Source organism: Roseomonas elaeocarpi (assembly GCF_042433915.1).
Taxonomy (GTDB): Bacteria; Pseudomonadota; Alphaproteobacteria; order Acetobacterales; family Acetobacteraceae; genus Roseomonas; species Roseomonas elaeocarpi.
In genome coordinates, this window is sequence record NZ_JBHLUN010000007.1 from 31,636 (window position 1) to 57,722 (window position 26,087).

Consider the following 26,087-nt stretch of genomic DNA (forward strand, 5'->3'; position numbering starts at 1 on the left):
GCCGGGGGTGGTACCGGAGGCGAACGCTGTGCCGGCCGGCGCGCCGGTGCTGTTCGTGGCCAACGTCGATTTCGCGCTGCGCCACTTCCTGCTGCCGCTGATGCGCGAGGCGCGCGCGCGCGGCTACGAGCCGATCGGCGCCTGCGCGGAAGGCCCCCTGTTGGAGGTGGTGCGCGCGGAAGGCTTCCGCGTCGTGGCCGTGCCGATGGCGCGATCGCTGTCGGTGGGGGCGAACTGGCGGGCGCTGCGGGCGCTGCGGCGGCTGATCCGCGAGGTGCGGCCGGCGCTGGTGCACGGGCATTTCCCGATCAGCGGGCTGCTGGCGCGGGTCGCAGCGCGGCTCGAGGGCGTGCCGCGCGTGGCCTATACGGGGCACGGCTTCCTGTTCAACCAGCCGGGGCCGCTCTGGCGCCGCTGGCTGTCGCTGTCGCTGGAATGGTTCGGCGGCAAGCTCACCGACGTGTTCATGACGGTCAGCGAGGAGGAAGCGCGTGATGCCCGCCGCCTCGGCATCGCGCGCCACGCGGTCAGTTGCGGCAACGGCCGCGACCCGGCCGTGTTCCACCCCGACCCGGAGGCGAGGGCGGCGCTGCGGGCCGAGTTCCGCACGCCCGCCGAGGCCTGCGTCGTGGTGGCGGTGTCGCGCCTGGTCCGCCACAAGGGCTACCCGGAGCTGCTGGCCGCCATGGAGGCGGTGCCAGGTGCCACGCTCTGGGTGGTGGGGGAGCGGCTGAGCAGCGACCACGGCGAGGACATGGAGCCCTTCTTCGCCCATGCCGGGCGTATGCTGGGGCCGCGCCTGCGCCGGCTGGGCTATCGGCACGACGTGGCGCGGGTGCTGGCGGCGGCCGATATCTTCACCCTGCCCAGCCATTTCGAGGGCCTGCCCATGTCGGTGATCGAGGCGATGCTGTCCGGCCTGCCGGTGGTCAGCACCGATATCCGCGGCCCGCGCGAGATGGTGGTGGAGGGCGAGACCGGCTTCCTGGTGCCGCCGCACGAGGCCGAGCCGCTGGCCGAGGCCCTGGCGCGCCTCGCGGGGGATCCGGCGCTGCGGGCACGCATGGGCGAGGCCGGGCGGGCGCGGGCCCTGCAACTCTACACCGAGCGCCACGTCGTGGGCCGCACGCTGGACCTGCTGGGGCTGCCGCCCCGCGCGGGTGCGGCGTGAGCAGCGTGGGCACGACGGGCAGGGCAACCGGTGCGGAAGGCACCGTCGGGGCCGCTGCCGCGCCGGCCGGGCCGGGCCGTGCGTTGAACCCTGCCGACCCAGGGTGTGCGTTGAACGGTGCGCCGGGCTCCGCGTCCGACCCCGCGCCCGACCGCGGCCCGGATCTTGGGCGATCCGATCCGAAAACCGCGCCGGGCGGGCGCTGCGCGGTGGGCGTGGTGCTCTACAACCCCGACCTCGCGGTGCTGTGCGGGTTGCTGGAAGCCGTGTCCGCCGAGGTGGAGGAGGTCTGGCTGTTCCGGAACTCGGTGCTGCCCCCGGGCGCCGAGGCGCGGCTGCGCGCCGCCTGCCGGTCGGGGCTGCGGCTGCTCAACGACGGCAGCAACCCGGGGCTGGGCATCGCCTACAACCGCATGGCCGAGGCCGCGCGGGCGGCGGGCGCGGCGGAGCTGCTGATCTTCGACCAGGACTCCTCGCCGCCGCCGGGCATGCTGCAAAAGCTGCGGGCCACGCGCGCGGCTCTGCGCGCGGCGGGTGAGCGGCCGGCGATCGTGGGGCCGCTGGCGGTCTCGGCGGATGACGCAGTGGGCTTCAAGCCGCCGCGCAGCTTTCCCAGCGCCGCGACGCGGCCGCACGGCACGGCCTGGCCGGCGGAATTCGTGATCTCCTCGGGCTCGCTGCTCGACCTCGGCGCCTTCAGCGCCGTCGGCGGCTTCCGCGAGGACTTCTTTATCGACGCGGTGGATATCGAGTGGTGCTTCCGCGCCTGGGCGGCCGGCTGGTCCTGCTGGATCGAGGGCGCGGTGCGGATGCCGCACCGTCTGGGCCAGGGCACGATCCGCCTGCCGGTCGTGAACATGCGCCTGACGCGGCAACCGCCGTCGCGCCTCTACACCTACGTCCGCAACCAGGTGGCCATGCTGCGGCTGCCGCACACGCCGCGCCGCTGGAAGCTGCGCCTCCTGCCGCACATGGCGGTGCAGGCGGCGGTCTACCTCGCGGCCTCGCCGGGGCGGCGCGCCACGGTGCTGCGGGCGTTTCGGCAGGGCCTGTCGGACGGGCTGCGCGGGCGCCTCGGGGTGGGGCGACGCGGCGGGTTCTGAGGTCGCGTCCCCTGGCGGTCGGGGCGGAACCCCTGGCCGGAGCGTTTGCCGCCTGACACGGGCGACGTCGTTGCGGCAGAGCCTGCCGAGCCCGCGACGGTGCATGGCCGTGTCGCCGGTGCCGCGTCGCCGCACGCGCGGTGAGGGAATCACCCTCCCGGGGATCGCCCGCCACGGGCTGGGACGATAATCTGCCAGCCGTTACGTCCCGACCACGTCGGCGCGACGGCCGTGGGGTCCGTTCATCCCGCCGGACGATCCCGCACCGTCGCGGCAAGCAGAGCCCGCGCTCCAGAGAGTCCGCATGATCACCCAAGCAGAGCTCGCCACCGCCTTCCGTCTCGTGCTGGGGCGTGATCCGGAGGCCGGCGAGGCGGAGCAGGCCATGGCGGAAGCGGGCGATCTCCAGGCACTTGGCCGCTGGCTGCGGGCGCGTGCCGCCGTGTCACCCGACGACCTGCGGCAGCGGCAGCGGGCGCATTTCCTTCGCCGGCGGCTGGAGCACCTGCGGGAGGAGATGGGCGAGGTGCGTGGCGAGGCGGCGCGCTGGCGCAGCGAAGCAGAAGGGGCGAAGGCCGAGCTCGCCGCGCTGCGCAGCAGCCCGAGCTGGCGGGCGCTGACGCGGGCGCAGGACGCGGTGCCGGTGCCGCTGCGCCGACCGCTGCGGCGCTCCGCCCGGTTGCTGTGGTGGACGGCCACGATGCAGCTGCCGCGTCGCTTCGGCGAATGGCAGCGCGCGCGCCAGCCGGCGGCGCCCGCGCCGATGGCTGGCACGACGGTTGCCCCGGTGGTTGGCCCCGTGGGTAGCCCTGTGGGTTCCTCCGTGGTTTTTCCTGGCGGCGCCCCGGCCGGCACCGCGCGTCCGGCGGCCAAGCCGGTGGCCCTGATCATCGAGAACCGCTGGCCGCAGCCGGACCGGGATTCTGGCTCCGTCGACATGCAGAACCTGGTCGAGGCGCTGCTGGCTCTGGGCTACGACCTGTGGTTCGGCGCCGACATGGAGCACGACCTCGCCTCGCCCGATCGGGACGCGCTGGCCGCGCGCGGCGTCCGCTGCCTGGGCAGCGATGATGCGCCCAGCATCCGCGAGTTCCTGCGGCGCGAGGGTTCCGCCGTGTCGCTTTGCGTGCTCAGCCGCGTTTACGGCGGCGGCCGCTTCGCGGAGGACGTTTGGCGGCACTGCGCGGATGCGCGGGTGGTGTTCAACTCGGTCGACCTGCACTTCCTGCGCGCCGAGCGTGAGCGCAGCCTGGGCAACAGCGACACCGCGCCGCCGCTCGCGGCGATCGAGCAGGTGCGTGCGCGCGAGGAATTCCTCACGCGCGAGTGCGACGCGACCATCGTGGTGTCCTCAGCCGAGCGGCAGATCCTGCAGGCCAGCTTCCCCGAGGCGTTGGTGGTGGAGATGCCACTGGCACGTCGGGTGCAGCCGCGCCGCAACGGCTTCGCGGCGCGTCGCGGCATCGGCTTCATCGGCGGCTTCGCGCACCTGCCCAACATCGACGCGATCCGCTGGTTCCTCCATGAGATCTGGCCGCTGATCCTGCGCGACATGCCGGATTGCGCCTTCAGCATCGTGGGCGCCGACCTGCCGGAGGATGTGCTGCGCGGCGTGCCGGGCGAGGTGCGCTACCTGGGCCACGTGCCCGACGTCGCGCCCTGGTTCGAAGAACTGCGCCTCACCGTGGCGCCGATCCGCTTCGGGGCGGGCGCCAAGGGCAAGGTCGCTTCCTCGCTGGCGGCGGGCGTGCCCTGCGTCACCACGCCGGTGGGCTCGGAAGGGATGCACCTGCGCGACGGCCGCGACGTGCTGGTGGCCGCCACGGCGGAGGATTTCGCGGCGCGGGTGCGCGAGGCCTACAGGGACGAGGCACTGTGGTCGGCGCTGTCGCGCGGCGGGCAGGAGCATGCCGCGGCGCAGCTCTCGATCGCGGGCTGGCGGGAGCGGCTGCGCGAGATGCTGTGGACAATCGACGCCCTGCCCGAGGAGGCGCCGGCTCAGCGGTAGCTGTGCCGCATCCACTCCGCCGTGGCCTCGAGGGCTGCCAGCCACGGCGTGCGCGGCACCCAGCCGGTGGCCTCGCGGATGCGGCGGATGTCGAGGATGCTGACCGGCACGTCGGTGGCACGCGCCGGCTTGTGCACCGGCACGATGCCGGGCTGTTCGAGCACGGCGGCGATGTCGGCGATCACCGCGTTGACGCTGCGCCCTTCGCCGGAGCCGACGTTGAACACGCGCTGCGGGCCATCGTGCGCCGCCACCGTCACCAGCGCCTCGGCCACGTCCTCCACGAACACGAAGTCACGCACCACCTGGCCGTCGCCCCAGACCTCGACCGGCTGCGCCGTCATCATCCGGTGCATCAGCGCCGCCACCACGCCCTGCCGCCGCGTCGGGCTCTGATAGGGGCCGAAGGGATTGGCCACGCGCAGCACCGCGTAGTCGAGCGCGTGCAGGTGCCGGTAAAGGTAGAGGTACTTCTCCACCGCGAGCTTGCTGATGCCATAGGCAGAGATCGGGTCGGTGGGCGCGTCCTCGGGGATCGGCGTCGCGCGGGGGATGCCGTAGACCGTGCCGCCGGAGCTCACGAAGACCAGCTTGCGCACCGCGGCCGCGCGGCAGATTTCCAGCAGGTGCAGCGTCGCCACGGCGGAGGCGCCGAGGTCCGCCACCGGGTCGATGTTGGCGCTTTCGGGGGTGGAGCCGCCGAGCAGGTGGAACACCACCTCGGCGCCCTCGACGGCGCGCGCCAGGGCCGCGCGGTCGGTGAAGTCGCCACCCAGCCAGGTGATGCCCTCCAGCGCCTCGGGAAAGGACTGCCTGCGGCCGAAGCCCAGCACCCGCATCCCATCCGCCGCCAGCCTGCGGCACAGGTGCGTGCCGATGAAGCCGCCGCCGCCCAGCACCACGCAGCTCGTCCCGGGGGGCAGGCCGCCGGTGCGCCGCGCGGCGGGCGGGATGGCGGACGGGGTGGGCATCACGACGGGGCCCGCAGCGCCTCTTCCATCTGGCCGATCATGCGCGCGAAGGTGAACTCCGCCGCGACCGCCTGACCGCGCAGCATCAGCCGCTGCCGCAGCGCGCCGTCCGCGCCCATCCGGTTGATCGCGCGCGCGAGGTCCGCCGCGTCGCCCTTGCGGAACAGCAGCCCGGTCTCGTTGTCGCGCACGATCTCGGTGTTGCCGCCGGCGCGCGAAGCGATGGTCGGGATGCCTTCCGCCAGCGCGTGGATCAGCGTCAGCGAGAAGGGCTCGTAGAGCGAGGGGAAGAGGTAGACGTCGTGGTCCTGGAACAGCGCGAAGAGCGCGTCGTGGGCCACCGGTTCGCGCCGCTCGATCTCGTGGGCAAAGGGGCTGGCGGCGATGCGGTCGTTGAGCAGGCGCAGGTAGTTCTCGTCCTGCGTATCGCCCAGCAGGGTCAGCCGCACCCGCTCGATGCCGGCGCGCCGCAGCGCCTCACGATCCAGCTGCGCCAGCGCGTCCACCGCGGTGTCGGCGCCCTTGAGGTCCACCAACCGCCCGGCAAACAGCAGCCGCAGCTCGCCCGGTTGCACGGTGCTGGTGCGGTCGCGGTATTCCGCCGCCGGGCGCGGCGACTGGTGGACGCCGTTGTGCACCACGACCTCGCGCCGGAAGCGGAAGCCGGCGGCGTGATGAAGATCGCGCATGAACTCCGCCCCGAAGATGGCAGAGGCGCCGAGGCGGTGCCGCGGCTCCCGCACCGGCGGGGGGTGGGAGGGCGAGGGCGCCGGGTGCAGCAGGGCCCGCAGCCAGGCCTTTACCCCCGTGGGGGCGGGCCGCACCGGCGCGGGCTCCGCCGGCTGCGCCGGGTCGAAGGGCTTGTCGCCGAAGACGTGGTCGCGGAAGAACTCCCCCATCCACTGGCCTTCGCGCATGTTGATGAGCCAGTTGTCAGTCAGCATCATCACCACCGGCCGCCCCGTCGCCTCCAGCGCCCCGAGGAAGACGGGATGAAGGAAGAACAGGTTCCAGGCGAAGATCACGTCCGGCCGCGCCTGGTCCAGCGCGGCGTCGAGCGCCGCGACGTTGCCGGCGTTCAGCGCGTCGCGGTCGGCCTCGGTGCCGGTCCAGGGGGAATAGATGTTCTCGCCCACCATCAGCCGCAGCGTGCGCAGCACGGTCTGGCGCGGGTAGTCCGCCACCTTGCCGCCGAAGCTGCTGGTCAGCACCGTGACCTCGTGGCCCGCCTCCGCCATGGCGGAAGCGACCTCGAAACACAGGCGCTCGTAGCCGCCGACGACGTTGGGCGGGTAAAGGTTGCTGACGAACAGGATCTTCATCGAACGTCGGGTCCCAGGGCGTCCACGAGCGCCCGGTCCTGGGCGAAGGCACTGTGTTCGAGGCTGTCGGAAGGATGGCGGCGGAACCAGGCCATCAGCAGCAGCACCGGCCGCGTCAGCAGGTGCCGGTCGGTCACCTCCGTCAGCGCGCGGGCGCAGGCCCAGTCCACCGGCGGCGCGTCGGGCCGGTCCCAGATCGCGTGGAGGAAGAAGGCGGTGACCGCCGCCCATTCGAGGCGCACGCGGTCGTGGCTCTCGCTGATCGTGTTGCTGTCGTGCATGCGGTAGCGCAGCAGCTTCTCAGGGCTCAGCACGATGCGGCGGCCGCGCGCGAGCAGCCGCAGCGCGAAGTCGAGGTCGTGGGCGTAGCGCAGCGGGGCGAAGCCGCCGACCTCCTCCACCAGGCTGCGGCGGAACACGAAGTTCGAGGTCGTCATCAGGAAGTTGCCGTTGATCAGCGCCGCCGCCATGTCGCCGGAGCGTTCCAGCTCCGCCAGCGCCTCGGCGTGCCAGGCATTCTCGATGGCGGCCCCTTCGCCGTTCATGAAGCTGATCGAGGAGGCCGCGAGGTCCGCCCCCGCATCACCCTCCAGCAGCGCCACGAGGCGGTCGAGGCGCCCGGGCTCGAAGCTGTCGTCGGAATTCAGGATCGCCACGTAGTCGCCGGTGGCGCGATGGATGCCGGCGTTCAGGGTCGCGTGGGCGCCGCGGTTGGGATGCGACCAGAAGACGATGCGCGGGTCGGTCCGCGCGAGACCCGCCATCACCGCGGCGGAATCGTCGCGCGAGCCGTCGTCCACCACGATCAGCTCCCGCAGGACCGGACCCTGGGACAGCACGCTGCGGACGGCTTCGCCGATGTATCGGGCGTGGTTGTAGAGGGGGATCACCACCGAGACACGGCCCGTGCCGGGGGCGGTTCCCGCGGCGCCGGCCGGGCCCTGCGCGACCGTGGGCGTTTCCGGCCCGGCGGAACGGCCGGTCAACTGCGCCTTCAGGCGATCAAGGATCATGCGTGGCGCTTACCTGTCATCGGCTGTGGTTCCGGTTTCCTCGCATGGTCATCCGAGGCGTCGTTCAGGGCCCGGTCGGACATCGCTGCCGGACACCGCTGGAAGAAGGGCGGCGGTCCTTATCCCCCATCGCGGGCGGGCTTGGCTATGGGGCGCCGGGGAAGCAGCCCCGTGCTCCGGGATGGTTCCGGAGACATTGTTCTGCATGGTGCCACCCTGCCGCGTCAGCCCGGAACATGGGAGCAAAGATCGGGCCGGTTCATGGCCAGGAAGTAGCGGCCGAGCAGCTTGTCCTCGGTCCAGATGCACAGGTGCGGATGTTCCGGCTGCGGCTGGCTGGAATCGAGTCGCAACAGGATGCGGAAGCCCGCGTCCCGCAGCCGCGGATCGTTCAGCGAGGCCGCCACGTCCGGGCGCGGCTTGGTCACGATGCTGGTGTCGGCGAAGGGCAGGTTGGTGTCCAGCCAGACCTTGGGGGCGCCGTCCTGCAGCTGCATCAGCGCCCAGCCGTCCAGCATCAGCACCTGGTCGCCGTAGATCGCGTCCACCTGGCCACCCTGCCAGGTGCGCGGCGGGATCGGGCCGCCCACGGCGACCGTGGGCTGGAAGGAGACCTTCGGCTGGCCGCCGAGCGGGCAGGCCGCGTCACCGCCTTCGGTCAGCAGGAAGGCCCGCACCGTGGCCGGGTCGGTGGCGCGGAAGGCCCCCACCCAGCCGGTCATGCCCGGCGCGGCGTCGATGTTGACGGAGTTCACGCGCGACCCATCAAAGCCGCTGAGGCCGAAGCCCACGATGCGGCTTGACCCGTCGGCCAGCAGGATCGTGCGGCGCGGGCCGAGGGCGGGCACGCCGACCTGCCCCTGGGCCCGCCAGCCGCCATGCACGGGGTCGTCCACCACCACCGCGGTGTCGAGGCTGCCCCGGCATTCACCAGCCGGCAGGAGCCGCACCCGCTGCGCCAGCGGCTGCCCGAGCCAGTTGGCCCAAGGGGCCGCGTAGATCGAGGTGCCCACGGTGCTGAGGTTCTGGCGGAGCTGCAGCGGCACCTCGGGGCCGGGATAGATCTGCGCCAGCAGCTCCTCGTCCGCCACGCCGGCCAGCACCGCCGGAAGGGCCGCGGCGCGGTTGCCCGCCAGCAGTTGGGCCGAGCGCGCGAAGGAGCCCTGGCTCAGCGCCACCGTGGCCGCCAGCAGCAGCATCACGGCGTGCAGCGGCGTCGCGGCGAAGTCGGGCCAGGACGTTGCGGCGGAGGCGCACGGGGATGTTGCGGCGGAGGCGCACGGGGATGTTGCGGCGGAGGCGCACGGGGATGTTGCGGCGGAGGACTGCGCGGTTGCACCGGCGGGGCCTTGCGGCGGCATCCCGGCGGCGGTGCCGCAGCGGCTGCTGCCCAGCAGCAGCAGGCAGCACCAGAACAGCATCACCGGCGTGGCGTAGCGGCTGGTCATGGCCGAGAAGATGCCGAAGCTGACGCGGCCCGTGGCGGTCAGCAGCGCCATGCTCAGCGCAAACAGCGCCAGCGCCAGCAGCGCCCCGGCCGCCGGCGGCAGGCTGCGCCGGTGACGGAGCCCGTCGAACAGCAGCAGGAGCAGCAGGATCAGGCCCGCGGCGCCGGTGAGCATCGCCACGGGGGTGCTGCGACTGCCGGTGAAGTAGCCCAGCGCTTCCGCGAAGGGGGCGCCGATCTCCACCACCGTGTAGGCGAGGATGCCGTGCAGGTGCGGCAGGATGTCGGCAGGGCTGGCGTGCTGGGGCGGCGTCTCGTAGCCGATGAGGTAGACGCCCAGGATCAGCACCGCGCCCAGCGCCAGCACCGCGACCTGCCGCCAGGGCCGGCCGAGCCAGATGGCCAGCGCTACGGCCACGAAGGGGGCGAGCACCCCCGACGAGAAGGTGAAGGCCGCCACGAAGCCCAGCAGCAGCACCGGCAGGGCGCCCAGAGGGCCCGGGCCGACCCGCACCAGCGCCGTGACCGTGGCGGCGGTGGCCAGCAGCACGCCGAAGAACTGCACCTGGAAGCCCCAGGTGAAGTTCTCGAACTGCACCGCCCAGAACATCGCCAGCAGCGCCAGGCCTGCGGCACCCAGGCGCTGCGGCCCGCCGCGCAGCCCGGCCCCGACTGCGAGGCGGAAAAGCAGCCAGGCCATGCCCAGCTGCATCGCGAAGCCCGCCGCGAGGTCGAGGATGTTGCGCTCGCCCAGCAGCCAGCGGTCCGCCACGAAGATCAGGCGGGGAAAGAACAGCCGGTGCTCGTTGTGCTGCGACCAGAGCCAGCCCAGCGTCAGCGGCCGGTTGCTGGCCAGCTGCACCCACTGGTCCATGATCGGCAGCGGCGTCCAGCAGCGCACCACCATCACGGCGGTGGAGATGAGGGCGTAGAGGCCCGCCAGCATCACCAGCCCCGGCAACAGCCACGCCGCCACGCCCCGGCGCCCGACGGCCTCGCGGCGACGGGTCGCGGTGCCGAGCGGAGCGACGGGCTCCGAAGCCTCGTAGGCGGGCCGCAAGCTCAGATCTGCCGCCCCGCCAGCCGCTGCACGAGGCCGGGCGGGATCCGGGTCATCATCGGCGCGGGACTGTCGCGGTGCGGCAGGGTGGCCACGCCCGTCAGCGCCACGCCGTGCTCCGCCATGAACTGCGCCAGCGCCGTGGGCGTGGGCAGGTTCACCACCGTGGAGCTGTCGCGCATCAGCACCGGTTGCGCGACCTTGATCCAGGAATGGCCCGAGCGCTCGCAGGCGATGAAGTAGAGCCGCTCGATCGCGTGCGCCGGCGTGTGGTCGAGCTGCGCGCCTTCCTCGGGGAAGTCCTCGAAGCGCAGCTTGAGGTCGAGCAGCGGCTTCAGCGCCGCGGGGCGGGCCCAGAACATCGAGCCGGACGGGAAGTCCAGCGCCCGCGTCGGCGACAGCGTCACGCCCATGCGCGCGGCGAGCGCCTTGCCGGCCTCGAAGTTGCCGTTCCAGCCCAGCCAGCGGCGGATGGATTCGTAGTGCTGCGGCGCCACCATGCCGAGCTCTGGCAGGCGGGCGAAGGCGTCGAGGATGGAGCGCACCACCGCCGGCGAGCCCAGGAGGTTCTCGAACAGGAAGGAGCGCCAGGGCTCCAGGAAGTGCGCGTGGGTGGACACCTTGGAATGCAGGTGCAGCACCAGGTCGTAGTCACCGTAGCGGTCGGCGAAGCCCACCAGCTTGGGCGCGATGTCGCGGCCGCGGTTCGGGGTGACGCGCACCTCCACCGTGCCGCCGGTCCAGTTGTTGAAGGTGGCCTCGATCTCGCGCCGCTTCTCCTCCGTGTCGGTGGAGATCATCAGGTCCGCGCCGTTGGGCAGGTTGCGGAGGTAGTACAGGACCTCCCGCCCGATCGCGGTATGGAAGAGGTGGCACATCACGCCGATGCGCGGCGCCGGGCCATCGAGCGGCGCGAAGCCGAAGGGCACGGCCGCGCTGAAGTCGAGCTCGGCCGGGCGGCTGGTGTTGGGCTCGGTCGCCGGGGCGGGCAGGACGGGCTTTTCCACCCGCTTCGCATCCTTGGGCGGCTCGGGCCGGCGGCGCACGACGGGGATGGCGTCCACGATGCGCTCCACCGTGCGGGTGAAGACCTCGGGCGCGCATTCCTGGCGCACCTTGTCCAGCGCCGCGCGGCGCACCGCTTCCCACAGCGCCTGGTCGTTGAACAGGCGCAGGCAGGCGGCGGCGAAGTCGGGCGCGGTGTCGGCCACCAGCACTTCCCGCCCGTCCTGCCAGCCGAGCTGCTGCGCGATCAGCCCGGTGACCACCATCGGGATGCCCAGCATCGCCGCCTGGTGCACCTTGTGCGGGATGCCGGCGGCGAAGCGCGTCGGCACCACCAGCACGCGGGCGCGCGCCAGGGCGGGCGGCAGTTCCGGCACCATGCCGACGAGGTCGAGCGCCTCGCCATCCAGCGCCTTCACCGCGGGCGACTTGTTCTGGCCCACCACGGTCAGGCGGAAATTCGCGCCAAGTTCCGTCCGGATGTTGGGCAGGATCTCGCGGGCGAACCAGAGCACCGCGTCGGCGTTGGGGGCACTGTCTTCCTGGATGGCGCCCAGGAACACGATCTGGTCGCGCTCGGCATAGCCAGTGGAAATCGGCTGGTCGTCCAGCGCGTGGCCCAGCACCGTGACCTCGCGCGCGCCGTAGTCCTCCAGCGTGGCCTGCTCGGCCGGCGCCACCGAGATCACGGCGTCGGCCAGCCGCGTCAGCGCGACCTCGCGCGCCACCATCTGGTGCCGCTCCAGCGCGCCGGCCGGCTGGCCCTCGGCCTCCTTGTGCTGGAGGTTGCGGGTCACGAACAGCGCCTCGGCGTCGTAGATCACCCGCGCATCGCCGATCAGGTCGCGGTGGTGGCCGATCGCCTGCTCGAAGGTGTCCATGTTGGGCGGGCGGCACACGATGATGGCGTCGAAATGCCCGCGGCGCGCTTCGAGGTAGGGGCGCACCTGCGTGCCATCGGCGGCGATCAGCACCTCGATGCGCTTGTCGAGCGCCCGGCGCACGCCGTGCCAGGTTTCCGGATGGCGATGCATCGGGAACAGCGCGACCTGCGCGCCGGCGGCCACCAATTCATGCAGGAAGCGGTTGGCGCGCGGGTAGCCGGTGCCGAGCTCCACCTTGGGCACGCGGTCCTCGAAAACGAGGATGCGCGGCGCGTCGGAACGCGCGGTGCGCGCCGCGATGGTGTTGAGCGGCGAGTTCGGGAACTGCCCCGCCAGCCATTCCTTGTGCCGTTCCCGGAAGATCCGGTGGTTCGTGGCCTGCAGCGCCAGCGCCTCGGAGGAGCCCGAGGAACTGCCGAACTCGTAATGGAGGATCGCCACCTCCGGATCGAACACCACGCGGTGACCGCCTTCCCACAGGCGCAGGCAGTAGTCGGTTTCCTCGTAGTAGGCAGGGGCGTAGCGCTCGTCGAAGCCGCCCATCTCCCGCCACAGCTTCGCGGGTGTCAGCAGGAAGGCACCGGAGCAGTAGTCCACGTCGCGCTGGAACATGAAGTCCGGCGCGTTCGGGTCCTCGCCGCGGCCGTAGCCGGAACACGCGCCGTCCTGCCACACGATCGAGCCCGCTTCCTGCAGCGTGCCGTCGGGCAGGATGATGCGCCCGCCCACCGCGCCGATGTCGTCGGCGGATTCCAGCGTCCGCACCGCCGAGGCCACGGCGCCAGGCAGCAGCTGCGCGTCGTTGTTGAGCAGCAGGATGTGGCGCCCGCGCACCGACTTCGCCGCGAGGTTCACGGCCTTGAGGAAATGCAGGTTCGAGCCGTTGCGCACCACCGTGGCGCCCTGAAGACGGTCCAGCAGCGCCCCGGTCTGATCGGTCGAGCCGTTGTCGATGATGACGACCTCGACGCTGGGCCCTTCGCCCGACAGCGTCTCGATGATCGAGGCGAGGCAGCCGAAGGTCAGCTCCGCCTGATTGTAGAGAACCAGGATGATGCTGACGTCGGGCTGCGCCGCCCGCGGCAGGTGAAGGTCGCCTGAACCGGCCAGGAAGGCATCGAGGCGGGCCTGCAGCAGCCCGCGCATCGCGGCCTTGAGCGGCGTGGTGGCGGTGACCTCCGGCGTGGTGGGGGCCTGCGCCTCGGCCTCAGCCGCGGGCGCGGGCAGGGCGGCCAGCGCGGCCGGCGGCGGCGTCAGCGCCGGCATGGCGATGCCCATGCCGGGCGGCGTCAGGCCCTGACGGCGCAGCAGCCGCGTCGCCACGCGCAGCGGCCGCGTCAGCCGCCAGGAGGTCGAGTTGACGTAGACCTGCATGATCGCCGCGGCCTGCGCCTGCACGCTGGCCAGCGCGGCCTGCGCCTCGGCATGGACGTTGCGCAGGTGGTTCTCCGTGGCGCGCTTCGCGGCCTCGGCGTCGCGGTGCACGGCTTCCGCGTTGCGGTTGGCGGCGTCGCGCTCGTCCTCCAGCTTGCGGATCGCCACGCCGTGCTCGTGCCGGTGGTGCCGCATGTCGGCGGTGAGCTGCATGGCCAGCAGGTCGCGCGCGTTGATCACCTGGTCCCGCGCGGCGAGCGCCGCAGCGCTGGCGGCGGTCAGGTTGCCGAGTTCCGCCAGCATGGCGTCCTTGGACGCCAGGACCTGCTCCTTGGTCCCCAGCAGCGTGTCGCGCCAGGCGATCTCGGTCCGCGCGGCTTCGGCATTGTGCGTGGCGGCGGCGATCTGCTGCGTGAGGTTCTGCGCGTGCGCCTCGGCATTGCGCAGCTGCTCGCGCAGGTTCAGCACCTGCACCTGGCGCTGGAACACCTCGCCGCGCGCCGAGATGCGGCGGCGGAAGGAGGCGGCGGCCTCGCCTTCCAGCGCGAAAAGGGCGCGCAGGGCGGGCGCCTGATCCGGGCCTACGCCCAACACGCCAAGGCCGTTGGAATGGTTGAACTCGAAGGACGGGAAGCGGGCGCTCAGGTCCTTCCACAGGCGCCAAACGCCGAACTCGCGCTCGCGCACGTTGGTGTCGTGGAAGATCACCACGCCGCGCGACGACAGCGCGGTGCGCCAGGTTTCGAAGTCGTGCTCCACCGCCTCGTAGCTGTGCAGGCCATCGATGTGCAGCAGGTCGATGCCGGCGCTTCCCGTGGCGCCCGCGTCGGGGAAGTAGGCGCGCGCCTCGTCGAAGGTCATGCGCATCAGCGTCGAGAACTGGCGGAAATGCTCGGCGTTGAAGGCGGCGACGTCGGCGTAGACGTCCTCGCCGTACATGCCGGCATGCGGGTCACCCTGCCAGGTGTCCACGGCATAGGCGCGGCCGCCCGGCACCAGCGCGGCCATGGCCTGGCAGAAGCCGAAATAGGAGTTGCCGGAATGGGTGCCGAGCTCGACCAGGTTGGTGGGGCGCAGCGCCTTGACCAGCCAGAAGGCGAAGGGGAGGTGGCCCACCCAGGGATCGGGCGGCACGATCCGCATCGGATCCCAGGAGATCTCATCGCCGAGGCCGAGCTCTTGTTCCCAGTTCTGCATGATGAAACCGGCTCCAGGTCCCTGGTCGATGATCCGGACGCCGCCCTCGGACGGGCGGCACCCCGCCGGGGGGTATAGCCATATCCTCCGGGGGCGCAAAACCGCGCGCCCGCCCCCGGCAGGGGCACCGGGGCTCGCCCGCCTCGTGCAGGCCCGTGCGGATCAGTGTTCCGGCGGCGTCCGGGCGGTTCTGCCGGGGGCGAAGCTGAAGTGCTTGTGCCCGAGATAGCTGGTGAAGACCGGCGCCACCACGCCGATCATGTGCGCCACCAGCCCGGGGTGGAAGCGGAAGTCTATGGCCGGGAACAGCCAGTTGTTCAGCCCCACCGAGATCAGCCAGACCTGCGCCGCGGCCACGAGGTTCACCAGGGCGAAGCGGGTGTATTCCCGCGACCAGTGCGTGCCGCTGCGCGCGAAGACCAGGCGGCGCGACAGGGCCCAGGCGGTGGTCATGCCGCAGAGGTAGGCGGCCAGCACCGCCCATTCGTAGGGCATGAGCTGGCTGAAGCCGATGCGGCTGGCGACGTTCACCGCCGCGGCCAGCCCGCCGGTTACCAGGAAGCGGATGAACTGCTGGTCCCACAGGCGACGGAGGTGGTTGCCGCCGGCAACGGGGGCGGCCGCGCGGCCTTCCGGTGGCCTGCCCGGAGAATGGGCCGTGGGTTGCGCGGTGCCGTCGCCCCCCTGCGTGCCGCCCGCCGCTGGGCTACCCGGGGCCGACTTACCCAGGGCTGCTCTACCGGACACGGGCGGCCATTTCCTGCGCCACGCGGACGCTTTCGCTGATGCCGCGGTCCTCGGGGTAGTAGGTCGAGGTATCGGCCACCTGCAGCCCGCGGATCGCCGTTTCGACCGGCGGCAGCATCTCGAGGTATCCCGGCGGGCAGACCGGCTGGGCGTGGCGCAGCCGCCCCACCGCCGAGGCGAGGCGGTCCGCATCGGTCACGGCGGGGTTGATCATCTTGAGGTAGTCGAAGGACTCCCGGATCAGCGCCTCGTCGCTCCACGCGAATTTCGGGTGCGTCACCGGCATGTAGTAGGGCGTGAACACGATGTGGTCCGGGCCGAGCGGACGGAGGTTGCTGAACTCCACCAGCCCCGGCACCTCGATGCGCGGATCGTTGGTGTTGACCCAGAAGTCCTTGGTCACGGCGCGGCGCAGCTTGTGCACCACGCAGCACACACCGATGTTCTGCAAGCTTCGGTACTGCGCCTTCACCGGCTCGGGCAGGGCGGGCACGAGGTCGGGCAGCAGCACCAGCGGCACGGTGCTGATCACCGCCGCGAAGGGCCGGTGCGCGCCGTCGACGGTGATGCCGGACACGGCGCCGTTCTCCGCGTCGATGCGCTCGACCCTGGCGCGCAGGTGAACGCGGCCACCCATCGCCTCGATGCGCTCGACCAGCCGCTTCATCAGCGTTTCCGAGCCGCCCTCGATATAGCCGAGTTCTTCCTGGAAGATGGAGCGGCGCGAGGTGCCGACGCGCTTGATGCGCGTCCACAGCCAGGCGGCGGACACGTCGTGCGAGTGCTCGAAGAACTTGAGGGTGAAGAGCTTTTCCCACAGCACCTTCCACACCCGCTCGCCGCCCCAGGCGCGCACCCAGTCGTCGGCGCGCACGTGGTCTAGCTTGCGCCAGTCGGAGCGCTTGGTGGAGGTGAAGGCGTGCAGCCCGTAGCGGATCTTGGAGACGAGATCGAGGTGCGGGAAGCGCAGCAGCGACACCGGGTCGCCCCAGGGATGCAGCTTGCCCTCGAAGAAGTAGCCCATCGAAGTCGGGCGCCAGCGCAGCTGGTCCTCGATGCCGAGCTCCCGCATGAGCGCGAAGGTCGGCTGATCCGACTTGCAGATGAAATGGTAGAAACGCTCGATGCTGAGGCCGTCGAGGTCGAAATGCGCCGCCATGCCGCCGGGGCGGTCGTCGCTCTCGAAGACCTCCACGCGGTGCCCGGCCTTGAGCAGGTGGTAGGCGGCGGCCAGGCCCATGGCGCCCGCGCCGATCACGGCCACGTCGGTCATCTCAGAATTCCAGCACCACCGCGGCGTAGGGGCCGGGTCCGTAGGTTTCGCGCACCGCCTCGGCGAAGGGCGTGGGGCGCACGTCGAAGATCTCGTGCCAGGGGATCAGCTCGAACTCGTCGGGCGTCACCAGGGCGCGGAGCTGCTTGGTGGTGAAGGGGGCGTTAGGCTTCACCGTGCCGTAAGCCTTCAGCAGCGACCAGAAGCTCCAGTACGGGATATGCAGGATGCGCGCCTTGGCGCCGGTGGCGCGCTTGATCTCGCGGATGATGTCCACGTAGTCCACGCGCTCTCGCCCTGTGATGTTGTAGGCACCCTCCCGCTGGTCCTGGAGGCAGCGCAGGATGATGCGGCAAAAGTCGCGGGCATAGAGCGGCTGGCGCATGTAGCGGCCGTGGCCCGGGATCGGGAACACCGGCACGCGCTGCATGAAGCGCGACAGCCAGCCCAGGTGCTTGCGGTCGAAGGAGCCGAACATCAGCGTCGGGCGCAAGACGCAGTGCCGGATGCCGGCCGCCGCCACGATGGCTTCCTGCTGCTTCTTGCTCTCGGTGTACCAGTCGCGCGCCATGGAGTTCACGACCGAGGACGAGATGTGCACGAGGTAGGGCACCGCGTGCCGCTTCATCGCTTCGAGGGCGCGCTCGGTCGCCACGATGTTGTTGCGGCGGAACTCGTCTTCGACTTCGCCGCCGATCTGCGCCTGCAGCATCACCGCGGCGGCGGCGCCCGCGCAGCCGTCTTCCCAGGCGCCGGGCTCGGCCATATCGGCCTCAATCACGGTGATATCCGGGTGAAGCTCGCGCAGGATGCGGGTGTTGGCCGGATGCTTGTCCACGGCGACGAGGTTGCGGAACCCCGCATCCTTGAGCAGCACCACGAGGTTCTGCCCGAGCAGGCCGGCGGCGCCGAACAGGACGATCTTGCTGTCTGGGTTCAGCATGGCGTCACATCTTGGTCCGGCGGAACACGGCGTCGGGCAGGTTGCGCACCACCGTCATGATCGGGCTCCAGAACCAGGGCGTGTAAAGGATCGCCGGGCCACCGCGATCCATGGCGCGGCGGATGTCGCGCGCCACACGCTCCGGCTTCGCCCAGAGCGGACCGCCCCGGTTGGCGACGCCCGCCGTCATCGGCGTGTCCACGAAGCCCGGCTGCACCAGCACCACGGAAACACCGGACTTGCCGAGACGGTGGCGCAGGCCTTGCACGAAGACGCGCAGGCCGCCCTTGGCGCTGCCGTAGACGTAGTTGCTCATCCGTCCCCGGTCGCCGGCGACGGAGCCGATCACCGCGATCGTGCCGTGGCCCTGCGCCGCCATGCGGTTCGCAAGGTGCGTCAGGATCGAGGCGGGGCTGAGGAAGTTGTTGCGCAGCTCGGCCAGGGCGGCGTCGGCATCGGACTCGCTGCGGCTCTGGTCGCCCAGCGTGCCGTGCGCGATCAGCGCGGCGTCGAGGCCCTCCAGCGCCGCCTCGGCCTGCGCCACCAGGGCGGCGTGCGCGCCCTCATCCGCGAGGTCGGCCGTGGCGGTGGCGACGGTTCCGGCGCCGCGGGCGCGCAGGTCGGCGGCCACCGCATCCAGCCGCTCGGCATTGCGGGCCACCAGGAACAGCCGGGCGCCGTCCGCCGCGAAGAGGCGGGCCACGGCCTGCGCGATGGCCGAGGTCGCGCCGAAGATCACGATGCGTCTCATGCGTCCGTTCCAGCAGGCCCCGCGACGCGACGCCAGAAATTGGAGGAGAAGCGCGGGTCCACCTGGGCGGCGAAGCGCCGCCACTCCGGGTAGCCGCGCCGGAAGTCACGCGCCGAAACGCGGCCGTCCTTGGCCGGGTAGACGCGCCCGCCGGCCGCGGCGGTGACGGCGTCGAGGCGGTCGAGCAGGTCGCGCGTGGCGGTGCCGCGATTGGGGAAGTCCAGCGCCAGCGTCACGCCCGGCATGGGGAAGGACAGCATCCCCGGCGATCGGCGTTCCCCCAGCGTCTTCAGCACCGCCAGGAAGGAGCCCTGCCGCGCCGCGGCGATCGCCTCCAGCAGCGCCGGGATGGCCGTCTCGGCGGCCTCGGGCGGCACCACGCACTGGTACTGGAAGAAGCCGCGCGCCCCGTAGATGCGGTTCCAGTTGCCGATGGCGTCCAGCGGGTAGAAGACCGGCTCGTAGGCGGTGATGCGCGGGGTGGAGGGCCGCTTGGCCCGGCGCCAGTAGAACCCGTTGAAGGCGCCGATCGTGGCGCCGTTCAGCACGAAGCCCGGCAGGTCCACCGGCACGCGCAGCTTCGGTTGCATCACCGGCGGCGGCGCGGGCTCGGCGCGGCTGACGTGGCGGGCACGGCTGAAGATGCCCCGGCCCAGCGCCGGGCCGCGCGCCAGGCAGTCGACCCAGGCCACGGTGTAGTCCCATTCCGCGAGCGACTCCGCGCTCAGTTGGTGGAACTCGCGCAGCGTGTCGTAGCGGATGTCCTCCGCCTCCAGCCAGAGCGAGGGCACGGGCTTGAGCTGGATCGCCGCCGCCAGCACCAGCCCGGTCAGCCCCAGCCCGCCCACGGTGGCGGCGAAGAGTTCGGCATTCTCGGTGGGCGAGCAGCGCAGCACCGTGCCGTCGGAGCGCAGCAGGTCCAGCCACAGCACGTGGTTGCCGAAGCAGCCGGCGCTGTGATGGTTCTTGCCATGGACGTCGTTGGCGATGGCGCCGCCGACGGTGACGAACTTGGTGCCCGGCGTCACCGGCAGGAACCAGCTGCGGCCGGGCTCCGCCGCGCGGCCCAGCAGCAGCAGGATCTGCGCCAGCGTCACCCCGGCCTCGGCCTCGATCACCCCGGCCTCCCGGTCGAAGCGGAGAAAACGGTCCAACCCGGCGGTGTCCACCAGCACGCCGCCGCCGTTCAGGCAGGAATCTCCGTAGGAACGCCCCTGGCCGAAGGGCAGCACCGGCGCCTCGGCGGCGAGGCGGGGCAGCAGTTGCACGGCCTCGTCCCGGAAGCCCGGGCGGATCACGCGCTGGGCCAGGCGCCGGACGCGACCCCAGGACAGGTAGTCCTCGCGCAAAGGGTGGTCGGGCACGGTCAGTAGCGCGCCAGCAGCATCAGCACGCCGATCAGCCCCGCCAGGACCAGCGACAGCGGGTCGCGCACCGCGAAGAGCACCGGGTCGTCGTTCATCTCGCCGCGCGTCGCCAGCGCCCAGGTGCGGCAGATCCAATAGCCCAGGATGATGCAGACCAGCCACATCCAGCGAGGGTGCGGGTAGAGCAGGATCGGCGAGCCGAAGCCCACCAGGAAGATGAAGAAGGTAGACATGGCCGAGAAGCCGCTGGCCGCCCCCATCGCCATCAGCCAGGGCGCGTCGCCCGGCCGGTAGGCGCGGCCGGGCGCGGAGGTGGTGCCCTCGGCCGCCATCACCAGGCACTCGCTGTGGCGCTTCACGCAGGCGAGGCTGAGAAAGAAGAACATCGAGAAGGCCAGCAGCCAGGGCGTGACCGGATGGTGCAGCGCCGCGATGCCGGCCAGGATGCGCACCGTGAACAGGCCGGCCAGCGTGATCACGTCCAGCATCAGCACGCGCTTGACGTGAAACGAGTAGGCCAGTGTCACGGCGACGTAGAGAAGGGCGACCTCGGCGAAGGCCACCGGCATCCACAGCATCGGCAGCCCCGCCAGGATCAGCAGCACCGGCACCGCGACGACGCCCTGGCGCAGCGGCAGCGCGCCCGAGGCCAGCGGGCGGAAGCGCTTGGAGCGGTGTGCCCGGTCGGCCGCGAGGTCGAGCATGTCGTTGACGAGGTAGGTGGCCGAGGCCAGCAGCCCGAAGCTCAGGAAGCCCAGCGCCGAGAGCGGCAGGTCGCCCAGGACGTTGCCGCCCAGCAGCGCCGCCACGAAGAGCAGCGCGTTCTTGGCCCATTGGTGCAGGCGCAGCGCCTTGATCCAGGTGCGCGGGCCGGGCGAGGGGGCCTCGAAGACCGCGACCACCTCCACCCCCGGTCCCATGGCGCGCCGCAGCCGCGCGACGTCGCCCACCGGCACCGCCGCCCCGCAGGCCTGCCAGATCACCACGTCCTTCAGGTGGTCGCCCACGTAGGCGAAGCGCTCGCCCACCAGGGCGCGGATCGCCTCGAGCTTGCGGGCGCCGGACAGGTTCACCGTGCCGTCGCTGCCGCGGGCATAACCGAAGATGCCGAAGTGCCGGGCCAACGGCCGCACGATCCGCTCGTCGGCCGCCGAGAACAGGTGCAGCGGCACGCCGGCCGCGTGCTGCTCGCGCAGCCAGCGCAGCAGCGGCTCGTTCACCGGCAGGGTGGAAAGGTCAGCCTCGACATGTTCCATGATGCGGCGCTTGAGGTGCGCCTTGCCGCCCAGCAGCCAGAAAGGCAGCAGCACCAGCGTCCAGGGGCGCTGCCGCAGCATCAGCAGCACCACCTCGAGCAGCGTGTCGGTGCGCAGCAGCGTGTCGTCCAGGTCCACCACGATCGGGCGCGGCGCCGGGCCCAGGTCGGCGCCCGGCGCCTGTTCCGGCAGGGTTGCGGATACGGCCGAGGCAGGCGAAACGCGAGGCAGCGGCGCCGGGTGGCTTGCAGTCTGATCCATCCGGGCGGTGCCGATCACTTTGTCTGTCCCCCGTCGCCCGTGACCGGGCGCGGCGTAAGGCTCGGGAAAGGGTGCGGGGCCTGGCGGCCTGCCCTGACAGGGCGGGTGCCGGTGCGGCGGCGCCTATAGGCGATGCGCCGGGCGCGTGCAATGCGTCCGTTACACGACCGCCCGGAAGCACCACGCGCGGGCCGGTTCAAGGGTCGCACCGGGACGTCGCCCAAAGTGCAACCCGAGGAGTGCGCCAGGGGGTGGGCCAGAGGGTGAACCAGGGGGTGAGCCAGGGATTGACCCGGGGCATGGGCCAGAGGCCCCGCCGCGTGGCGAGCCGAGGCGCCGCCGGGAGGGTGAGCCCGCGGGCATGGTGGCGCCGGGCTCAGGGCGGGACCTCCGCCGTGGGATAGAGCGTGCAGGTCTGCACGCGCCCGGCGCCGCGCATCTCCAGCTCCACCCCGTAGCGGCCCGGCATGCCGGCCACGTCCACCAGCGCCTCGAAGCCGATGCGGTTCAGCTGCTGCTGGCCGAAATACACGCCGACATCGGGCCGCAGGCTCGTGCGCACCGGAAAGACGTGCGCCACGCCGTCGGGCTCGGTCAGCACCAGGCGCATGGCCTCGGGGTCCACCGCCGCGGGCAGTTCCAGGAAGCCCCAGCCGGCCAGCCGGCGGCGGCCGTCGAGGCGCATCGGCCCGCTGCGGGGGAAGTCATGTCCGTCCAGCGTGTCGAGGAAGCACTTGCCGTGGCCCGTCAGCAGGGGGCGCTCTGCGGGTTCCTCGCGCAGGGGCGGCGGGAAGATCAGGGCGCGCACCGTTTCCGACTGCGGCAGCCGCACCGCCCGGAAGCCGACATCCACGGCGTTCTGCCACAGCCAGCGGCTGCCGCTCGAACCCAGGATCGCGAAGGACACCGGTATGCGCCCCTCGTAGAGCCCGGCGCCGGGCAGGGTCAGGCTGAGGAACTGCGTGGTGTCGCCGACCACGGGGGAGATCAGGAAGCCGGCCTCGGCCATACCGGGCACGAAGCGGTATTCCTCCTGCTTGCCGTTGATCAGCGCGACCCGCACCCGCAGCTGCGGCGGCTTGTAGAGCATCGCGACCAGGCGCCCCAGCAGGGTGGGCTTGACCGACACCCTGGCCCAGAGCGCCGTCTGCCCGCCCGGCAGCGCGATCGGCTGGCCCATGGCGTAGCGGCCGGCGCCGAGCAGGTCGCCCAGCATCGGCGGCGGGCGCTCGGCGGCGGGGCGTCGGCGCAGCAGGGCGCGCTCATGGCTCAGCGCGACCGCCTCGTAGTTCACCAGCAGGTCCGGCCAGCTCAGCCCGTCCTCCAGCGAGGGAAGGCGGTCGTCCACCGGCTCGATCGCGAACAGAAGGTTGTCGGGCGCCCCGGAACCTTCGAGGTGCCGGCGGTTCGCCTCGGCCAGTTCCGGCAGGTAGGCGGAATAGCTTTGCAGCACCGGCCGCGGCGACCAGCGCAGCCCGTGCGCCAGCAGCACCGATTGCCCGGTGGAATAGCTGTCGATCGTGCCCTGCAGCGGCGGCAGGGGATTTTCCCGCCGGATCTGGGCCAGGGTGGCGTCGAACTGCTGCCCGAAGGGATCGCGGCTGCCCAGCCGGGCCAGGCCGCCCCGCACGGCGTCGCGGTAGGTGGTGGCGAGGTAGCGGGAGGGCGTCGTCCCCGGCTCCGGCCAGACCAGCGCGGCCCAGCAGAGCAGCCCCACAGCGAGGCCCAACCACGGGCCGCGACCGGTCCGTCCCAGCACCAGCAGCCAGGGCAGGATGGCCAGGCTGACGCCGGTGATCACGACGTGGCCGTCGTGCCGCACCAGCCCCGCCTTGAATGCCAGGAACAGCAGCGCGGCGAGGCCGAGCCACAGGGCCGCCTCGCCCAGCCAGTCCCGCGATGCCGGAGCCGCCGTTCCGAAGGAGGCGGTGCCGGCAGGCCACCGGATGTGGACCGGCAGGTTGAACAGCAGGATCAGGATCGCCGCCGCCGCCGCCAGGAGAACCTGCCAGAACGGCCCCTCGACCGACATCGCCTCGGTGTAGCCGCTGATGATCGGCCCCTGCGCCAGGAAGAAGCCCGGCAGTGCCAACGGCGGCTGCCCGGCCAGCCACCAGAACAGCGGCATCGCTACGGCGAACAGCACCGCCATCGCCACCGCCGGGCGCCAGCGCCGGCGCAGCAGCAGGAGCAGGACCACCAGCCCGAGCACGGCCCCCGACGCCGCGGCAAAGGTCCCCTTGATCAGCGGCAACAGCGCGAGGCTGAGGATCAGCAGCACCAGGCTCGCCACCGCCATCCTGGGCGAGGCGGTGGGGCGAGGATCCGCCGGTGGGACGGCGGGACGCGGCGCCCCCGCCACGCGGCAGGCCAGAACCAGGAACAGCGCCGGCAGCAGGAAGAAGAGCGGGTCGCGCAGCCAGGCCGTCGCCAGGAACACCGCCAGCACCAGCGCCGCCACCCTGCCGCGCCGGGCGCTGAGCACGCAAAGCCCGCCCGCCATCGAGACCGCCAGCAGCAGGCTGCTCCAGAGCGCCAGCGTGTCGGTCGCCGGGTGGTACTGCAGGGTGTAGTCGGCGGCGTAGGGGCCGAAGGTGAAGACCAGGTCCCGGCCGAAGACCAGCCCCTGACCGACGGCGGCGTTCACCGCGAAGGCCCAGGCGCTGTCCAGCCCGGTCTGCGGCATGAGCGGCAGCAGCGGAACAAAGGCCACCACGCAGGCGAGAAGGATCAGCAGCCCGGACAGCACGTCCCAGGCCTGGCCGAGCCGGCCGTGCCGGCCCCGGGTGGACGCGTCAGACATCTGCATGGAAGTGTTCAGGCCGGGAGGCTCAGGTGGGGCAGGACGTCAAGGTGACCGGATGGCCTCGTGGACCGGCTGCCATGGGCGACGACGAAAGCACGATAGGGGTCCCGTTCGCGTCTGGCGAGACGCCGGCGTGCCTTGCACCCGTCGCGGGCAGGGGTGTCAGCCCGTACCCGCCGCCGTGTGGCCGGCTTGCCACGGCCGCACCCGCCGCGTCCGCGCCGCCAGCTCGTAATGGCCGCCCATGCGGGCGAAGTTCGGGCCGTAGAAGGGGTCGTTGTCCAGCACCGGGCCCCAGCGCTCGCGCATCACCGCGATCTCGCGCTTGAAGCGCTCGATGGTTTCGGGTCGCAGGTCGGAGCCGCGGGAGACGGACTCGAGGTGGTAAAGCTCGGCCAGCGGCGTCCACACGATGCGGTAGCCCAGGGCGCGGATCTTCAAGCAAAGGTCCACGTCGTTGAAGGCGACCTTCAGCTTCTCTTGATCGAAGCCGCCGGCTTCCTCGAAGACGGAACGTCGCAGCGCCATGCAGGCGGCGGTCACGGCCGAGGCTTCGCGCGCCAGGCGCAGGTGGCCGAAATAGCCGGGGTCGGAGCGCAGCGCGGTGGAATGGAGGTGACCCGCCACCGCCGGGTCGCCGCCAACACCCAGGATGACGCCCGCGTGCTGCACCCGCCCGTCGGCGTAGAGCAGGCGCGCGCCCACCGCGCCGATCTCGGGCCGCACGGCGTGCGCCACCATCGCCTTGAGCCAACCCGGCTCGATCACCTCGATGTCGTTGTTGAGCAGCAGCAGGATCTCGCCCCGCGCCTCGGCGGCGGCCTGGTTGTTCAGGGCGGCGTAGTTGAACGGCCCCTCGATCCGCAGCACCCGCACGCGCGCATCGGCCGAAAGCTCGCGGAACAGCGCCAGCGTTTCCGCCTCCTCGCTGCCGTTGTCCACGATGATGACCTCGAGCGCCGGGTAGTCGGTGCGGTGCAGCAGACCCTCGACGCAGGTGCGCAGCAGCCCGGCGCGGTCACGGGTGGGGATGATGGCGGACACCAGCGGCAGCGGCGCGGGCAGGGGGCGGCGCACCTCCACCCAGGCCGGCATGTCCTCGAGGTTGCCCACCACGGCATCGCCGACGCCGGTGCGGCGCAGATGCTCCGCCACGGCGCGGCGGGCGCTGTCGGCGCAGCGGGCCAGCGCGCTTTCCGAGAAGGACTGTTCCGACGCGCCCTGGCGCCAGTGGTACAGCACCGCCGGGATGTGGCGGATGCGCTCGGGCGTGGTCCGTTCCGTCGCGCGCAGCGCCAGGTCGTAGTCCTGGCTGCCTTCGAAGCCGACGCGCAGGCCCCCGATCTCCTCCAGCAGGCTGCGCCGGTACACGCCCAGGTGGCTGATGAAGTTCTGGCCCAGCAGCAGCTCGGCGTTGAAGTCCGGCTTGAAGTAGGGGGCGGAGCGGCGGCCCCGGCCGTCGATCTTGTCCTCGTCGGAATAGATCATGTCGGCGTCGGGGTAGGCGCTGATCTCGGCCGCGACCTCGAACAGCGCGTGCTCGGGCAGGAGGTCGTCATGGTCCATCAGCGCCACGAACTCGCCGGTGGCGAGCGCCAGCGCCGAGTTGGTGGCGGCGCTGATGTGGCCGTTCTGCTCGCGCCGCATCACCTTGATCCGCTTGTCCGCGGCCGCGAGCTCCTGCAGCAGCGCCCAGGCGCGCCCATCCGGCGAGGCATCGTCGGCGACGCAGAGCTCCCAGTGCGGGTAGAGCTGCCGCTGCACCGAGGCCACCGCGGCGCGCAGCAGCGCCGGGTCGGTGTTGTAGGCGGGCATCACCACCGAGATCAGCGGCTTACGCGCCAGGCCCGGGATCGCGGCCCGGATCGCGGCGCGGTCGGCCTCGGTGATCGTGTCGTTCTCGCGCACCCATTGCGGGTAGGCCAGGATCGTGGCGCGGCGGTGCGGCTCCAGCAGCCGGGTGACCAGCTCCGCCACCGGCCGCACCCGCATGGCCAGGATCACCGCCCGGCGCAGCGGACGGTGCAGGGCGGGGCGCCGGCGCAGCTCCCGACGGGCGGCGGCGGCGATCTGGCGAAGGTGCTGGGCGGGGCTCATGTCCCGCCATCCCTAGCCGGGGGGCGGAAGC

The 26,087-nt window shown here is 72.0% G+C and carries 16 protein-coding genes; 3 read left to right on the plus strand and 13 right to left on the minus strand.

Going from position 1 to position 26,087, the window contains the following annotated elements; all coding sequences use genetic code 11:
• Positions 1 to 28 precede the first annotated feature (28 nt).
• The 3 genes from ACFFGY_RS10285 (at position 29) to ACFFGY_RS10295 (ending at position 4,282) form a co-directional block, all read left to right on the plus strand.
• Positions 29 to 1,171, plus strand: a complete 1,143-nt coding sequence (locus ACFFGY_RS10285; protein ID WP_377044399.1) for a glycosyltransferase family 4 protein — start codon at positions 29 to 31, stop codon at positions 1,169 to 1,171.
• 110 nt (positions 1,172 to 1,281) lie between these two features.
• On the plus strand, positions 1,282 to 2,274 hold the full coding sequence (locus ACFFGY_RS10290; protein WP_377044400.1) for a glycosyltransferase family protein: 993 nt from the start codon (positions 1,282 to 1,284) through the stop codon (positions 2,272 to 2,274).
• A gap of 304 nt (positions 2,275 to 2,578) precedes the next feature.
• Positions 2,579 to 4,282: a glycosyltransferase gene (locus ACFFGY_RS10295; RefSeq protein WP_377044401.1), complete on the plus strand. Its 1,704-nt coding sequence runs from the start codon at positions 2,579 to 2,581 to the stop codon at positions 4,280 to 4,282.
• On the opposite strand, the gene ACFFGY_RS10300 is transcribed toward ACFFGY_RS10295, so the two are convergent.
• From ACFFGY_RS10300 to ACFFGY_RS10360, 13 genes are all read right to left on the minus strand, one after another.
• A complete protein-coding gene (locus tag ACFFGY_RS10300) occupies positions 4,273 to 5,253 on the minus strand; it encodes an NAD-dependent epimerase/dehydratase family protein (protein WP_377044402.1) in 981 nt (326 codons plus the stop codon). The genes ACFFGY_RS10295 and ACFFGY_RS10300 overlap by 10 nt on opposite strands.
• Positions 5,253 to 6,575, minus strand: coding sequence for a glycosyltransferase family 4 protein (locus tag ACFFGY_RS10305; protein ID WP_377044403.1), 1,323 nt, complete (start codon positions 6,573 to 6,575; stop codon positions 5,253 to 5,255). Before ACFFGY_RS10305 ends, ACFFGY_RS10300 begins: the two co-directional genes overlap by 1 nt.
• Entirely contained in the window at positions 6,572 to 7,588 is a 1,017-nt protein-coding gene (locus tag ACFFGY_RS10310) for a glycosyltransferase family 2 protein (protein WP_377044404.1), read from the minus strand. Before ACFFGY_RS10310 ends, ACFFGY_RS10305 begins: the two co-directional genes overlap by 4 nt.
• Before the next feature lie 224 nt (positions 7,589 to 7,812).
• Complete coding sequence (locus ACFFGY_RS10315; RefSeq protein WP_377044405.1) at positions 7,813 to 10,095, minus strand: hypothetical protein; 2,283 nt, start codon at positions 10,093 to 10,095, stop codon at positions 7,813 to 7,815.
• A 2-nt stretch (positions 10,096 to 10,097) separates the two neighbouring features.
• Positions 10,098 to 14,555: a rhamnan synthesis F family protein gene (locus ACFFGY_RS10320; protein ID WP_377044406.1), complete on the minus strand. Its 4,458-nt coding sequence runs from the start codon at positions 14,553 to 14,555 to the stop codon at positions 10,098 to 10,100.
• Positions 14,556 to 14,717: 162 nt separating this feature from the next.
• Positions 14,718 to 15,302 carry a GtrA family protein gene (locus ACFFGY_RS10325; protein ID WP_377044407.1) on the minus strand — a complete coding sequence of 195 codons (585 nt, stop codon included), beginning with the start codon at positions 15,300 to 15,302 and terminating at the stop codon, positions 14,718 to 14,720.
• Positions 15,292 to 16,575 carry an NAD(P)/FAD-dependent oxidoreductase gene (locus ACFFGY_RS10330; RefSeq protein ID WP_377044408.1) on the minus strand — a complete coding sequence of 428 codons (1,284 nt, stop codon included), beginning with the start codon at positions 16,573 to 16,575 and terminating at the stop codon, positions 15,292 to 15,294. The genes ACFFGY_RS10325 and ACFFGY_RS10330 overlap by 11 nt, the downstream gene beginning before the upstream one ends.
• A 1-nt stretch (position 16,576) precedes the next feature.
• Positions 16,577 to 17,518, minus strand: a complete 942-nt coding sequence (locus ACFFGY_RS10335; protein WP_377044409.1) for an NAD-dependent epimerase/dehydratase family protein — start codon at positions 17,516 to 17,518, stop codon at positions 16,577 to 16,579.
• A 4-nt stretch (positions 17,519 to 17,522) separates the two neighbouring features.
• A complete protein-coding gene (locus ACFFGY_RS10340; RefSeq protein ID WP_377044410.1) occupies positions 17,523 to 18,269 on the minus strand; it encodes an SDR family oxidoreductase in 747 nt (248 codons plus the stop codon).
• Complete coding sequence (locus tag ACFFGY_RS10345) at positions 18,266 to 19,633, minus strand: FAD-binding oxidoreductase (RefSeq protein ID WP_377044411.1); 1,368 nt, start codon at positions 19,631 to 19,633, stop codon at positions 18,266 to 18,268. Before ACFFGY_RS10345 ends, ACFFGY_RS10340 begins: the two co-directional genes overlap by 4 nt.
• 2 nt (positions 19,634 to 19,635) lie before the next feature.
• Positions 19,636 to 21,153: a UbiA family prenyltransferase gene (locus tag ACFFGY_RS10350; RefSeq protein WP_377044412.1), complete on the minus strand. Its 1,518-nt coding sequence runs from the start codon at positions 21,151 to 21,153 to the stop codon at positions 19,636 to 19,638.
• Between the two features lie 376 nt (positions 21,154 to 21,529).
• The gene (locus ACFFGY_RS10355; protein ID WP_377044413.1) at positions 21,530 to 23,962 is read right to left on the minus strand and encodes a hypothetical protein; all 2,433 of its coding nucleotides are present in this window, start codon (positions 23,960 to 23,962) and stop codon (positions 21,530 to 21,532) included.
• A 159-nt stretch (positions 23,963 to 24,121) separates the two neighbouring features.
• Positions 24,122 to 26,056: a glycosyltransferase family 2 protein gene (locus ACFFGY_RS10360; RefSeq protein WP_377044414.1), complete on the minus strand. Its 1,935-nt coding sequence runs from the start codon at positions 26,054 to 26,056 to the stop codon at positions 24,122 to 24,124.
• Positions 26,057 to 26,087 lie beyond the last annotated feature (31 nt).

What these genes read in the sequence shown, in the direction of transcription:
- ACFFGY_RS10300 (WP_377044402.1), bottom strand. Translation starts at nt 5,253, where the DNA reads ATGCCCACCCCGTCCGCCATCCCGCCCGCCGCGCGGCGCACCGGCGGC.
- ACFFGY_RS10335 (WP_377044409.1), bottom strand. Translation starts at nt 17,518, where the DNA reads ATGCTGAACCCAGACAGCAAGATCGTCCTGTTCGGCGCCGCCGGCCTG.
- ACFFGY_RS10350 (WP_377044412.1), bottom strand. Translation starts at nt 21,153, where the DNA reads ATGGATCAGACTGCAAGCCACCCGGCGCCGCTGCCTCGCGTTTCGCCT.
- ACFFGY_RS10305 (WP_377044403.1), bottom strand. Translation starts at nt 6,575, where the DNA reads ATGAAGATCCTGTTCGTCAGCAACCTTTACCCGCCCAACGTCGTCGGC.
- ACFFGY_RS10330 (WP_377044408.1), bottom strand. Translation starts at nt 16,575, where the DNA reads ATGACCGACGTGGCCGTGATCGGCGCGGGCGCCATGGGCCTGGCCGCC.
- ACFFGY_RS10340 (WP_377044410.1), bottom strand. Translation starts at nt 18,269, where the DNA reads ATGAGACGCATCGTGATCTTCGGCGCGACCTCGGCCATCGCGCAGGCC.
- ACFFGY_RS10355 (WP_377044413.1), bottom strand. Translation starts at nt 23,962, where the DNA reads ATGCAGATGTCTGACGCGTCCACCCGGGGCCGGCACGGCCGGCTCGGC.
- ACFFGY_RS10320 (WP_377044406.1), bottom strand. Translation starts at nt 14,555, where the DNA reads ATGCAGAACTGGGAACAAGAGCTCGGCCTCGGCGATGAGATCTCCTGG.
- ACFFGY_RS10360 (WP_377044414.1), bottom strand. Translation starts at nt 26,056, where the DNA reads ATGAGCCCCGCCCAGCACCTTCGCCAGATCGCCGCCGCCGCCCGTCGG.
- ACFFGY_RS10310 (WP_377044404.1), bottom strand. Translation starts at nt 7,588, where the DNA reads ATGATCCTTGATCGCCTGAAGGCGCAGTTGACCGGCCGTTCCGCCGGG.
- ACFFGY_RS10295 (WP_377044401.1), top strand. Translation starts at nt 2,579, where the DNA reads ATGATCACCCAAGCAGAGCTCGCCACCGCCTTCCGTCTCGTGCTGGGG.